Source organism: Thauera sp., assembly GCF_034003485.1.
Lineage (GTDB): Bacteria > Pseudomonadota > Gammaproteobacteria > Burkholderiales > Rhodocyclaceae > Thauera.
The window spans coordinates 1-13714 of the sequence record NZ_JAVEYL010000049.1; the positions used below are offsets into that span (position 1 = coordinate 1).

Below are 13714 nucleotides of genomic sequence, written 5' to 3' on the forward strand. Positions count from 1 at the left end.
AGAACTCGACCACGGGCTCGATGCTGAGCGCCGACTGCACGCGCGCGGCGACGCCGGCCTGACGCATCGCGTCGCCCAGCGCCAGCGCGTTCATCACGGTGGCCAGCATGCCCATGTAGTCGGCGGTTGCGCGGTCCATGCCGGCCGCGCCACCTGCCACGCCACGGAAGATGTTGCCTCCGCCGATCACGACGCCCACTTCCACGCCGAGGGCGCGGATTTCGGCAACTTCAGCGACGATGCGGGCGAGCATGTCGCGGCTGATGCCGTAATCGTCGTCGCCCATGAGGGCTTCGCCCGACAGCTTCAGAAGGATGCGGCGATAGGCAACAGTCATGCAGGCTCCCGGGCTCAGGCCTTGGCGGCCGCTGCGGCGGCAGCCTGGGCGGCGACTTCGGCTGCGAAGTCGGTGGTCTTCTTCTCGATGCCTTCGCCGACCACGTACAGCGTGAAGGAGGCGATCTTCGCCGACTTCGCCTTCAGCAGCTGTTCGATGGTCTGCTTGCCGTCCTCGGCCTTGACGAAGACCTGACCCAGCAGGGTCACTTCCTTCAGGTACTTCTGCACCGAGCCTTCGGCGATCTTGGCGATCATCTCTTCCGGCTTGCCGGCTTCGCGCGCCTTCTCGATCGCGACACGACGCTCGGCTTCGATCAGGTCGGCCGACACGCCGGTCGAATCCAGCGACTTCGGCTTCGACGCGGCGATGTGCATCGCCAGGTCCTTGGCCATCGCATCGTCACCACCGACGACATCGACCAGCACGCCGATCTTCGAGCCGCCATGCACGTAGCTGGCGACCTTGCCTTCGGCCTGCACGCGCACGAAGCGGCGGATCGACATGTTCTCGCCGATCTTGCCGACCAGTGCGGCGCGGGTCGATTCGATGGTGCCTTCGCCGAACGGCAGCGCCGACAGCGCGGCCACGTCGGCCGGGTTGTTCTCGGCGACCAGCTTGGCTGCGCCATTGACCAGCGCCAGGAAGTCGTCGTTCTTGGCCACGAAGTCGGTTTCGCAGTTCACTTCGACCATCGCGGCAGTCTTGCCGTCGGCCGACAGGAACAGACCCACCACACCCTCGGCGGTCACGCGGGCGGCGGCCTTGCTCGCCTTGTTGCCCAGCTTCACGCGGAGGATCTCTTCGGCCTTCGCCAGGTCGCCGCCCGCTTCGGTCAGCGCCTTCTTGCATTCCATCATCGGAGCGTCGGTCTTTTCGCGCAGCTCCTTGACCATACCTGCGGTGATTTCCGCCATGCTCATCCCTGCCTATATGTACGAATCGGTAAAACAATCGCGGGCGCCTGGGCGCCCGCATCAATCGATCAGGCCTGGGCTTCGCCTTCGCCCTCGACCTCGACGAACTCGTCGTCGGACTTCAGCTGCGCCACCAGGTCCTGGGCGGCGCTGTTGCGGCCTTCCAGGATCGCGTCGGCCACGCCGGACGCGTACAGGCGGATCGCGCGGCTCGAGTCGTCATTGCCCGGAATGACGTAATCGACGCCCAGCGGCGAGTGGTTGGTATCGACCACGGCCACGACCGGGATACCCAGCTTGTTGGCTTCGGTGATGGCGATCTTGTGGTAGCCGACGTCGATCACGAACAGCGCGTCCGGCAGGCCGCCCATGTCCTTGATGCCGCCGATGCTCTTCTGCAGCTTGACCAGCTCGCGCTGCAGCACCAGGGCTTCCTTCTTCGGCATGCGTTCCATCGAGCCGTCTTCGACCATGGCTTCGAGATCCTTCAGGCGCTTGACCGACAGCTTCAGCGTCTTGAAGTTGGTCAGCATGCCGCCGAGCCAGCGCTCGTCGACATAGGGCACGCCGGCGCGCTGCGCCTCTTCGGCCACGATCTCGCGGGCCTGGCGCTTGGTGCCGACCATCAGGATGGTGCCCTTGTTGGCCGACATGCGGCGGATGAAGGCCATCGCGTCGTTGTACTTGGCGACGGTCTTTTCCAGGTTGATGATGTGGATCTTGTTGCGATGGCCGAAAATGAAGGGGGCCATCTTGGGGTTCCAGAAGCGGGTCTGGTGTCCGAAATGGACACCCGCTTCCAGCATTTCGCGCATGGATACGGACATTCGAGATTACTCCGAACAGGGTTTGACCTCCGCCCGGCCGTGTTCACAGCCGGCATTCCGGCTGCGCACCCTATCGGTTCAGTCACCGTATACATATGCGGCGACACCGGGCGTGTGGATTTGCCTGACGCACCCGCCATCGGGCACTGAAATCAGACAGCCTGCGATTCTAGCAGCCGCAATGCAACAAACTCAAGTCGGCCGGATGACGGCAGTTTGCCGCCCGCAGGCGCTTCCGCTAACCTGCTGTCCCTCGGAACACCCTTACAGAGCCTTTTCATGAGCGTCACCATCAAGACAGCGGAAGAAATCGAGAGCATGCGCGTCGCCTGCAGACTGGCGTCGGAAGTGCTCGACTACATCGAGCCCCACGTGCAGCCGGGCGTCACCACGGCCGAACTCGACCGCCTGTGCCACGACTACATGGTGAACGTGCAGCAGACCATCCCGGCGCCGCTCAATTACGCACCGCCGGGCTACAGCCCCTATCCGAAGTCGATCTGCACCTCGGTGAACCACGTCGTGTGCCACGGCGTGCCGGCCGACCGGGCGCTGAAGAAGGGCGACATCGTCAATCTCGACATCACGGTCATCAAGGACGGCTTCCACGGCGACACCAGCCGCATGTTCATCGTCGGCGGCGAAACCACCAAGCAGGCCGCGCGTCTGTGCGCCATCACCTACGAATGCCTGTGGCTGGGCATTTCGAAGGTGAAACCGGGCGCACGCCTGGGTGACATCGGCCACGCCATCCAGCGCCACGCCGAGAACAACGGCTTTTCCGTCGTGCGCGAGTTCTGCGGTCACGGCATCGGCCGCAAGTTCCACGAGGAGCCGCAGGTGCTGCACTACGGCAAGCCGGGCACCGGCATGGAACTGAGGGAAGGCATGATCTTCACCATCGAGCCGATGATCAACGCCGGTCGCGCCGCCGTATCCGAACTGCCCGACGGCTGGACCATCGTCACCCGCGACCGCAGCCTGTCCGCCCAGTGGGAGCACACGGTGCTGGTGACCGCGGACGGCTACGAGGTGCTGACCGTGTCGGCCGGCAGTCCGCCGCCGGCGCTGAGCGGCGACACGGCCCGGGCCGCCTGAGCGGTGAACGGGCCGGCCGATTCCGACGCGCTGCGTCAGCTCGTCGTTGCCCTGCGCAGCAAACTGGCGGCCAGCCAGCACGCGCTCCGCACCCGTTTCGAACAGGATGGCAACAGCGGCCGCATGCTGGCGGCGCGCGCCCGCGCGGTCGACGACGCGCTGCGACAGCTGTGGGCGGCGGTCGGCCTGCCGCGCACGGCAGCACTGATCGCGGTCGGTGGTTACGGGCGCGGCGAGCTGTATCCGGCGTCCGACGTGGACGTGCTCTTCCTGACGCCGAGCGAAGTATCCGCCGACACCGAGGCGCGGCTCGAACATCTGGTCGGGCTGCTGTGGGACATCGGCCTCGACATCGGTCACAGCGTGCGCTCGGTCGCCCAGTGCGCCGATGAGGCGGCGCGTGACATCACGGTCGAGACCACGCTGCTCGAAGCCCGGCTGCTCGCCGGCTCGCGCAAGCTGTTCCACGAGCTGAGCAGCACACTGGAGGCGCAGCGCGATCCCGGCGCCTTCTTCAAGGCGAAGCGGCTGGAACAGGACGAACGCCACCAGCGCTACCAGGAGACGCCCTACAGCCTGGAGCCCAACTGCAAGGAGAGCCCGGGCGGCCTGCGCGACCTGCAGGTGATCCAGTGGATCGCCCGTGCGAGCAGGCTGGGCGCTAGCTGGGCCGAACTGGCCGCGCGCGGTCTGATCACCGCCGAGGAAGCGCGCCAGCTGTCACGCGTCGAGCGCTTCATGCGCGACACCCGGGTGCGCCTGCACCTGATCGCCCGCCGGCGCGAGGACCGGCTCATCTTCGATCACCAGGAGGCGATGGCCGCCGCTTTCGGCCTGGCCGCGACGCCGACGCGCCGCGCCTCCGAGGTGTTCATGCAGCGCTACTACCGCAGCGCCAAGACCATCACCCAGCTCAACACCATCCTGCTGCAGAACATTTCGGCCGTGCTGTTTCCGGCCGACGAATCGACCGTGCTGCCGATCAACGCACGCTTCCAGTCCAGCCGCGAACTGCTGGACGTGGTCGATGAGCAAGTGTTCGAGCGCGAACCGAGTGCGCTGCTCGAATGCTTCACGCTGCTGCAGCGGCACGGCGAACTGAAGGGCATGACGGCGCGCACGCTGCGCGGACTGTGGCGCGCGCGTCACCTGATCGACGCCGGATTCCGCCGTGACCCGAAGAACCGCGCCCTCTTCCTGTCGCTGTTCCAGCAGACGCGCGGTCTGGTGCACGAAATCCGCCGGATGAACCAGTACGGCATCCTCGGCCGCTACCTGCCCGCCTTCGGCCGCATCGTCGGTCAGATGCAGCACGACCTGTTTCACGTCTATACGGTCGATCAGCACATCCTGCAGGTGATGCGCAACGTGCGCCGCTTCACGATGTCGGAGCACGCGCACGAATACCCGCTGCTGTCGCGCCTGATCACCGGCTTCGAGCGGCGCTGGCTGCTCTACCTGTCGGCACTGTTCCACGACATCGCCAAGGGCCGTGGCGGCGACCACTCGCAGCTGGGCATGCGCGATGCGCGCCTGTTCTGCCGCCAGCACGGCCTGAGTGCGGCCGACACCGATCTGGTCGTGTTCCTCGTCGAACACCACCTGTCGATGTCCTCGGTGGCGCAGAAGCAGGACCTGTCCGACCCGGACGTGATCCGCGATTTCGCGCGCGTGGTGAAGAGCGAGCGCCGCCTGACCGCGCTCTACATCCTCACGCACGCCGACATCCGCGGCACCAGCCCCAAGGTATGGAACGCCTGGCGCGGCAAGCTGCTGGAAGACCTCTACTTCTCCACCCTGCACGTTCTGCAGGGCGACGGCGCCGGCATCCCGGGCAGCGGCGACCGTCAGGAGCAGGCGCGCAGCCTGCTGCGCTACTTCGGACTGCGCGAGGGCGTCGAGCAGGCTTTCTGGGCGCGTCTGGACACCGTCTACTTCATGCGCCACGACCCGGACGAGATCGCCTGGCACACGCGCATGCTCTATTTCCAGGTCGATGCGACGGTGCCGGTCGTCAAGGCGCGTCCGAACCAGGTCGGTGACGGCCTGCAGGTGATGGTGTACGCGCCCGACCAGCTCGACCTCTTCGTACGGCTGTGCGGCTTCTTCGGGCGTCTGGGCTACAGCATCGCCGACGCCAAGATCCACACCACGACCGACGGTCATGCACTCGACAGCTTCGTGCTGCTCGACCCGAACCGTCATCTGAATTCGCGCGACATGATCGCGCTGATCGAGACAGGTCTGGCCGAACGCCTGCAGGCACAGCTTCCGGCCGAACAGCCGGTTGCCGGGCGGCTGTCGCGCGAGGTGAAGCACTTCCCGATCACGCCGGAAATCGTCATCAAGCCGGACGAGCGCAAGCAGCATCACATCATGCACGTCACCGCCGCCGACCGTCCCGGCCTGCTCTACTCGGTGGCGCGCGTGCTGGCGGCGCATTCGATCCGCCTGCACACCGCCAAGATCACGACGCTGGGCGAGCGCGCCGAAGACGTATTCCTGATCTCGGGCGAGGAACTGGACAGCAGCACGACGCTGATCCGGCTGGAGCAGGAACTGCTGGGCGAGCTGACCGTCTCCTGAATGCGGTATGACGAGCGCGACGCAGTACTCGCTGCGCCGCGCCGGTTTACGGACATACTGTCGCCGCCGGCGTACCCGGGCATCTCCGACGAGGACGGAACCCAGCCTTGAGCCTGACCCGCGACGAACCCGCACAGTTCACGATGACCGACCGCGCGCGACCATTGATCGTCGCGCTGCTTGCGCTGATGGCAGGTCTGGCGCTCACCGCCTACATCGCCGGCAACGAGACGGAAGAACTGCATCAGCGCGAACGCAGCGCCGTGGCGGCGCAGGCCGGACAGGTGCGGGCGCGCCTGGAGAGCGAGGTCAACAGCGCCGCCCACCTGTCGCTCGGACTGGTCAGTTTCATCGCCGCCAACCCCGACTTCGACCGTGCCTCCTTCGACCGTGTCGCCGAGCGCATGCTGGCCTACGGCCGGCATCTGCGGAACATCTCGGTGGCGCCGGACAACGTCGTGCGCGAGGTGTATCCACTCGCCGGCAACGAGGGCGCGATCGGGCTGCGCTATCTCGATACGCCCGCGCAGCGGGACGCGGTCGTGCGCATGATGAACTCCCGTCGGTTCGTGCTGGCCGGCCCGCTCGAACTGGTGCAGGGCGGCATCGGGCTGATCAACCGTTTTCCGGTCTATCTGCCGGCGCGAAACGGCGAGCCCGAGCACTACTGGGGGCTGGTCGCTGTCGTGCTGCGTTTCGATTCGCTGCTCGAGGCGAGCGGCCTCGCTCCGGAGAACGCTGACGTGCACTACGCACTGCGCGGCCGCGACGGGCTGGGTGCGGCGGGCGAAGTCTTCCACGGCGACGCGGCACTGTTCGACCAGGCGCCCGTGCTGGTCGACGTCGTGCTGCCCGACAACGCGCGCTGGCAACTGGCGGCCGTCCCGGCAGGCGGCTGGCAGGACGGGCCTTTCAGCGGCCGGATACTTGGCATCTGGGGTATCGGCGCAGCGCTGTCGCTGGCCATTGCCGCCCTGCTCCATCTGCGCCAGCTGCAACTGCGCCGGCTGCAGCTGCGCGACGCCGAGCTGTCGCTCGCCGCCAGCGTGATCGACAGCCTGAACGAGGCCATCATGGTCACCGACGCACGCGGTCGCGTCGTCACCGTGAACCCGGCGTTCAGCGTGCTGACCGGTATCGACGAAAGCGCCGCCAGCGGTCGCCCCGCGTCGGCGGTGGTCAGCTGCCCGTACAGCGAGGAATCGCGCGGCGAATTCGCCGCTCAGCTGGACCGCGACGGCTACTGGCGGGGCGAGCTGGACGACCGGCGCGCCAGCGGGGAAATCTATCCCAAGTCACTCAGCATCTACCCGGTGCGCGAGCCGGGCGGCGGCGTCGCCCACTACGTGCATTCCTTCTCCGACATCAGCGAGCGCAGGGAGGCGGAGCGGAAGATCCATCATCTGGCCCACCACGACATGCTGACCGGCCTGCCCAACCGCCTTGCGCTGCAGCTGCGCATGGAACAGGTGATGGCGCAGGCGCGCCGTCACGGCACCCTGCTGGCGGTGCTGATGATAGACATGGACCACTTCAAGGACATCAACGACACGCTGGGTCACCATGTCGGCGATGCGCTGCTGGTCGAGGTGGGCAAGCGCCTGCAGCGCTGCGTGCGGCAGAGCGACGTCGTCGCGCGCCTCGGTGGCGACGAGTTCGTCGTCCTGGTGACCGACATGGTGACCATGCTGACCGCGGCCGCGGTGGCGGAGAAGATCGTCGGCGCGCTGTCGGCGCCCTACGCGGTCGAGGCCTACCAGCTGCACTCGACGCCCAGCGTCGGCATCGGCGTCTTTCCGAACGACGGCGAGACGGTCGATGACCTGCTGCGCAACGTCGACAGCGCGATGTATCACGCCAAGGCCGCCGGCCGGAACAACTACCAGTTCTTCAACGACAGCATGTCGGCCAATGCCAGCGAGCGGCTGACCCTGCAGAGCAGCCTGCACCAGGCCATCGCCAGGCGGCAGTTCGTGCTGCATTACCAACCGCAGATCGAGACCGGCAGCGGCCGGCTGGTCGGCGTCGAAGTGCTGGTGCGCTGGGAACATCCGGAGCGCGGCCTGGTGCCGCCGAACAAGTTCATCCCGATCGCCGAGGAAAGCGATCTCATCATCCGCCTCGGCGAATGGATACTGCAGGAAGCCTGTCGCCAGCTCAGCGTCTGGCGCGCCCTGGGCCTGCAGATGCGGGTCGCGGTCAACCTGTCGGCGCGGCAGCTGCGCTCGAAGAACCTGTTGCGACAGATGAAGGATCTGGTGCTGAAGTACGACCTGAAACCGGGCGACCTCGAACTGGAAATCACCGAGAGCGTCGCCATGGAGGACGCCGACAACACGCTGCGCATGCTGGCCCAGCTGCGCGAACTGGGCCTCGAACTGGCGATCGACGACTTCGGCACCGGCTATTCGTCGCTGAGCCATCTGAAGCTGATGCCCTTGCAGCGGCTGAAGATCGACCGTTCCTTCGTCAAGGACATCGAGAACGATCCGGACGACGCCGCCATCTGTGCCGCAACCATCAGCCTGGCGCACAACCTCGGTCTGACGGTGATCGCCGAAGGGGTGGAGACCGAGGCGCAGTACGCCTTTCTCGGCAATCTCGGCTGCGAGTGCGTACAGGGCTACCTGTTCAGCAAGCCGCTGCCGGCAGCGGAACTGGAGGCGTGGGCGGCGGCGCGCGCAGCGGGGACACGAACCGCGAGCGGCATCTAGGCAAGGACCATGCGACTGCGACTTCTGCCTTCGAATGGCCGGTGGTTGCTGATCGCCGGCCCCGTTCGGGTCAGAAGACCCCTCCCACAAAATCCCGGCCAGGACTCAAGCCGTGGGTCGAGCGCATCCCTCGTGGGAGCGGCCTTGGTCGCGACACGGCCGACGCCGTCCGCCGGCTTCGATGCAGGCTTGCTGTCGGGGTCAAGACTCCTCCTGCAGAATCCCGGCCCGGGCTCAGACCGTCAGTCGGGCGCACCCCCTGTGGGAGCGGCCTTGGCCGCGACGCAGCGGTAGCCATCCACAGACTTCGATACCGGCTTGTGCCGGGGCGAGAGAGCCCATCGGTTTTCGATAGCAGCGCCCGCACAGACTCCGTCAGTCGTCCCCTTCCTCGACGCCCGGGAACAGCACGTCTGTGTAGCCGAAGCGACTGAAGTCACGCACCCGCATCGGGTAGAGGACGCCGTCCAGGTGATCGCATTCGTGCTGTACGACACGCGCGTGAAAGCCTTCGACCTCACGGGAGATCGGCTTGCCCTCGGGGTCGAAGCCGCTGTAATGCAGCCGCTGGTAACGCGGCACCACGCCGCGCAGCCCGGGCACCGACAGACAGCCTTCCCAGCCCTCTTCCATGTCGTGTCCCAGCGGTGTCAGCACCGGATTCACGAGCACCGTGAAAGGTACGACCGGCGCGTCCGGATAGCGCACGGACGGCGAGCCGCCGAAGATGACGACGCGCAGGTCCACGCCGATCTGCGGTGCCGCAAGGCCGGCGCCGTTGGCGGCCTGCATGGTGTCCATCAGGTCGGTCACCAGCGCATCGAGTTCGGCCGTGTCGAAACGCTCGACCGGCCGCGAAACGCGCAGCAGGCGTGGGTCGCCCATGCGCAGGATGTCACGGATCATGGGCACACCCCCTCTTCGCACAGTCGTTCGAGCAGGTGGCGCACACGCATCATCGCCTCCTGCAGCATGGCCTCGATGGCCGACATCTGGATGCCGTGCGCCGAGTCACCTCGGCCGGCCGCGTGATTCACCACCACGTTGAGCGCCGCATAGGCCAGACCGGCCTCGCGCGCCAGCACCGCCTCAGGCATGCCGGTCATGCCGACGACGTCGGCGCCGTCGCGTTCGAAGCGGTTGATCTCGGCCGCGGTCTCGAGGCGCGGCCCCTGGGTGGCCGCATAGACGGCACCGTCGACCACCGCCTCGCCGGCCAGCGCCGCGGCGGCCAGCAGCCGACCACGCAGCGCACCATCGTAGGGCTCGGTGAAGTCGACATGTTTCACCTGACCGTCGTGGCCATCGAAGAAGGTGGAGTGGCGGCCCCAGGTGTAGTCGATGATCTGGTCCGGCACGACCAGCGTGCCCGGCGCGAGGTCGGCGCGGATGCCACCGACCGAGGCCACCGATATCACCTTGTTCACGCCGACGTTCTTCAGCGCAGAGATGTTTGCGCGGTAATTGACGCGATGCGGCGGAATCGTGTGGCCATAGCCGTGGCGGGCGATGAACACCAGTTCGTGACCACCGAGGCGACCGAAGGTGAGCGGACCGGACGGTTCGCCGTAAAGGGTGCGCACGACCTCGCGCCGCGTGACGTCAAGGTTGGCAAGCTGGGTCAGCCCGCTTCCGCCAATGATGGCCAGCATCGTTCCGGAACTCCTGATTGGATGACCGGCGAGTCTAGCAGCCGGGACGCCCTCCGTCCGGGCACCTGACGTCTTGCGACCTTGGCGTGCTAAACTCGCGTGTTTATCTTTTGCGCCGCACCATTCCCATGTCCCGCTCCATACGCAACATCGCCATCATCGCGCACGTCGATCATGGCAAGACCACGCTGGTTGACCAGCTGCTGCGCCAATCCGGCACCTTCGCATCGCACCAGCAGGTGTCCGAGCGGGTCATGGATTCCGGCGATATCGAAAAAGAACGCGGCATCACGATTCTCGCCAAGAACTGCGCGATCGAATACGAAGGCACGCACATCAACATCGTCGACACCCCGGGCCACGCCGACTTCGGCGGCGAGGTCGAGCGCGTGCTGTCGATGGTCGATTCCGTGCTGCTGCTGGTCGACGCGGTCGAAGGCCCGATGCCGCAGACCCGCTTCGTCACCCGCAAGGCGCTGGCCCTCGGCCTGAAGCCCATCGTCGTGGTGAACAAGATCGACCGCCCGGGCGCCCGTCCGGACTGGGTGATCAACCACACCTTCGATCTGTTCGACAAGCTGGGTGCCACCGACGAACAGCTCGATTTCCCGGTCGTGTTCGCTTCGGCGCTGAACGGCTTCGCCATGCTGGACGCCGACAAGCCGGGCACCGACATGCGCCCGCTGTTCGACACCATCCTGAAGCACGTGCCGCAGCCGGAAGTCGATGAAGACGCCCCGCTGCAGTTGCAGATCTGTTCGCTCGACTACTCGACCTACATCGGTCAGCTCGGCATCGGCCGCATCAAGCGAGGCCGCATCAAGCCGAACCAGGAAGTGGTGGTTTACTACGGTGACGAAAACCGCGGCAAGGCCAAGGTCGGCCAAGTGCTGACCTTCAAGGGCCTCGACCGCACGCAGGCCGAATCGGCCAGCGCCGGTGACATCGTGCTGGTGTCGGGCATTGAGCAGGTCGGCATCGGCGTCACCATCTGTGACCCGGAATCACCGGAGCCGATGAAGCCGATCGCGGTCGACGAGCCGACGCTGACCATGAACTTCATGGTGAACGCCTCGCCGCTGGCCGGCCGCGAGGGCAAGTTCGTCACCAGCCGCCAGATCCGCGAGCGTCTGGAGAAGGAACTGCTGAAGAACGTGGCGCTGCGCGTGAACTACACCCAGGATTCGGACGTGTTCGAAGTGTCCGGCCGGGGCGAACTGCACCTGACCATCCTGCTGGAAAACATGCGCCGTGAAGGCTACGAGCTGGCGGTCGGTCGCCCGCGCGTGGTGTTCAAGGAAATCGACGGCGTGAAGTGTGAGCCTTACGAGCTGCTCACCGTCGACGTCGAGGAAACCCACCAGGGCGGCGTGATGGAGGAACTGGGCCGTCGCCGCGGCGAAATGCAGGACATGCAGCCGGACGGCAAGGGCCGCGTGCGCATCGAGTACCGCATTCCGGCGCGTGGCCTGATCGGTTTCCAGGGTGAATTCCTGACGCTGACCCGCGGCACCGGTCTGGCCAGCCACGTGTTCGACGACTACGGCCCGATGGCAGGCCCGATGTCGGAACGTCGCAACGGCGTGCTCATTTCGCAGAACGACGGCGAAGCGGTGGCCTACGCGCTGTGGAATCTGCAGGACCGCGGCCGCATGTTCGTCAATCCGGGCGACGTGCTGTACGAGGGCATGATCATCGGCATCCACTCGCGCGACAACGATCTGGTGGTGAACCCGATCAAGGGCAAGCAGCTCACCAACGTGCGCGCCTCGGGCACCGACGAAGCCGTGCGCCTGATTCCGCCGATCGCGCTGACGCTGGAGTCGGCGATCGAATTCATCGCCGACGACGAACTGGTCGAGATCACGCCGAAGAACATCCGCCTGCGCAAGCGTCACCTGAAGGAACACGAGCGCAAGCGCGCGCTGCGTGACGAAGCGTGACATCCGGGCTGGGTCCGATTGAAAAGAGCGCCTCTGGCGCTCTTTTTTGGTTCTTCGCGCGATCTGGGGGAAGTAGTGGTTGACGGTTCGGAGGTTGGTAGATTGGCAGTCGCCAAACAAACCGATCCCCCTCCTCTTCCCCGTCATGCGCGATGCTATGTTGGGCGTGGTCTTCTGGGAAGGCCGCCTCGTCGATTCATGCCAGGAGCGAGCCGACGGTTCGCTGCTTCTCACCCTCTCTGAAGACCCCTCACACCGCCCGCGATGTGGGCGCTGCGGTAGCGACTGTGTTCTGCTCCACGAGCGCCGGCGACGCCGGGTGCGCGATCGAGACTGGTTCGATCGACGCGTCTGGCTGGATGTGCCGATTCGCCGCCTCGACTGTTACCAGTGTGGCGCACGGGCGGCCGAGCGCCTGAGCTGGCTCGACACGGGGGAGCGCTTCACGCACCGATTACGCGCCTGGGTCGAGGCGCTGGTGCAGATCCTGCCGGTCGCCCACGTCGTCCAACTCACGGGCTTGCACTGGCACACCATCAAGCGCATCGACCATCGGCGTCTGCAGGCCCGGTACGGCTCTTTCGATGCGCAGGGCGTGCGGCGGTTGGTGATGGACGAGTTCGCGCTGCACAAGGGGCACCGCTACGCGACGGTGATCATGGATGCCGAACGTATGCGCGTGCTGTGGGTCGGCGAAGGCAACAGCCGCGAGGCGATCCGGCCCTTCTTCGAATTGCTGGGCAAAGAGGGCTGTCAGCGCATTGAGGCGGTCGCAATGGACATGAACACCGCCTTCGATCTGGAGGTGCGCGCCCATTGCCCGAACGCCGAAGTCGTCTATGACTTGTTCCATGTCGTCGCCCGCTTTGGTCGGGAGGTCGTCGACCGGGTGCGCGTCGATCAGGCCAATGCCTTGCGCAGTGCGCCCGCACAACGTCAGGTCATCAAGCGCTCGCGCTGGTTGCTGCTGCGCAACCGCGACAACCTGGGCAACGAGCAGGCGGTCAAGCTCGAGGAACTGCTGGCGGCCAACGCACCGCTGGCTACCGTCTATCTGCTGAAGACCGCCATCAAGGAAATCTGGTTTGCGCCATCGGTCAGAGACGGCGCCCGAAGATGGAAAGACTGGTACCGCCTGGCGATCGAAAGCGGCATCGCGCCGGCGATCGCCTTTGCAAAGCGACTCCGAAAGTACCTGCGTGGCATCCTCGCCTCAGCCATCTTTCCCTTGAACACCAGCATTCTCGAGGGCGTCAACAACCGCATTAAGGTCATCAAGCGTATGGCCTACGGGTTCCGGGATTCAGCCTATTTCTTCCTGAAGATCAAGGCCGCCTTCCCCGGAAAGGCGCGATGAACCTCTTTTTTTTCGCCCCGCCGAACGGGGCCGCGAGGCGGGAACGCGCCATCAGACGCCACGCGCCCGGCTCAGGACGCGTGTGCGGTCTGCGCGCGCAGTCTGGCGTAGGCGGTCTGCAGCACACGGGCGTCGTTGCTCGCGCGATGACGTGTCGTGTGCAGTTCTTCCGCCACCGCCTGCTTGACGCCGTGCCAGCGCGCCGCCTGATCCTCGTTCAGCAGTTCGCGCAGGCTGCGCAGATGAAAGCGCGGCACGCGGTCCGCCTCGTCGTAGAGGCGCG

9 protein-coding genes and 2 pseudogenes are annotated in these 13714 nt (G+C 66.0%); 5 read left to right on the forward strand and 6 right to left on the reverse strand.

Going from position 1 to position 13714, the window contains the following annotated elements:
- The 3 genes and pseudogenes from RBT54_RS17040 to rpsB all read right to left on the reverse strand — a co-directional run.
- A pseudogene (locus RBT54_RS17040) lies at positions 1–337 on the reverse strand (UMP kinase); the annotation flags it as partial.
- A gap of 14 nt (positions 338–351) precedes the next feature.
- On the reverse strand, positions 352–1254 hold the full coding sequence (tsf, locus tag RBT54_RS17045; RefSeq protein ID WP_320368220.1) for a translation elongation factor Ts: 903 nt from the start codon (positions 1252–1254) through the stop codon (positions 352–354).
- 68 nt (positions 1255–1322) lie between these two features.
- On the reverse strand, positions 1323–2081 hold the full coding sequence (rpsB, locus tag RBT54_RS17050) for a 30S ribosomal protein S2 (protein WP_020164763.1): 759 nt from the start codon (positions 2079–2081) through the stop codon (positions 1323–1325).
- 279 nt (positions 2082–2360) lie between these two features.
- On the opposite strand from rpsB, the gene map reads away from it, so the two are divergent.
- The 3 genes from map to RBT54_RS17065 all read left to right on the forward strand — a co-directional run bounded on the left by map (position 2361) and on the right by RBT54_RS17065 (position 8479).
- A complete protein-coding gene (map, locus tag RBT54_RS17055; RefSeq protein ID WP_320368221.1) occupies positions 2361–3179 on the forward strand; it encodes a type I methionyl aminopeptidase in 819 nt (272 codons plus the stop codon).
- A gap of 3 nt (positions 3180–3182) precedes the next feature.
- Complete coding sequence (locus RBT54_RS17060) at positions 3183–5765, forward strand: [protein-PII] uridylyltransferase (protein WP_320368222.1); 2583 nt, start codon at positions 3183–3185, stop codon at positions 5763–5765.
- 107 nt (positions 5766–5872) lie between these two features.
- A complete protein-coding gene (locus RBT54_RS17065) occupies positions 5873–8479 on the forward strand; it encodes an EAL domain-containing protein (protein WP_320368223.1) in 2607 nt (868 codons plus the stop codon).
- 375 nt (positions 8480–8854) lie between these two features.
- On the opposite strand, the gene def is transcribed toward RBT54_RS17065, so the two are convergent.
- The gene (def, locus tag RBT54_RS17070; RefSeq protein WP_320368224.1) at positions 8855–9385 is read right to left on the reverse strand and encodes a peptide deformylase; all 531 of its coding nucleotides are present in this window, start codon (positions 9383–9385) and stop codon (positions 8855–8857) included.
- Complete coding sequence (locus RBT54_RS17075) at positions 9382–10131, reverse strand: S-methyl-5'-thioinosine phosphorylase (RefSeq protein WP_320368225.1); 750 nt, start codon at positions 10129–10131, stop codon at positions 9382–9384. The genes def and RBT54_RS17075 overlap by 4 nt, the downstream gene beginning before the upstream one ends.
- 128 nt (positions 10132–10259) lie before the next feature.
- Between RBT54_RS17075 and typA the strand changes: the two genes are divergently transcribed.
- Together typA and RBT54_RS17085 are read left to right on the forward strand one after the other, a co-directional pair.
- On the forward strand, positions 10260–12074 hold the full coding sequence (gene typA, locus RBT54_RS17080; protein WP_320368226.1) for a translational GTPase TypA: 1815 nt from the start codon (positions 10260–10262) through the stop codon (positions 12072–12074).
- Between the two features lie 145 nt (positions 12075–12219).
- Positions 12220–13431 carry an ISL3 family transposase gene (locus RBT54_RS17085; RefSeq protein WP_413788469.1) on the forward strand — a complete coding sequence of 404 codons (1212 nt, stop codon included), beginning with the start codon at positions 12220–12222 and terminating at the stop codon, positions 13429–13431.
- A gap of 71 nt (positions 13432–13502) precedes the next feature.
- On the opposite strand, the pseudogene RBT54_RS17090 reads toward RBT54_RS17085, so the two are convergent.
- A pseudogene (locus tag RBT54_RS17090) lies at positions 13503–13714 on the reverse strand (hypothetical protein); the annotation flags it as partial.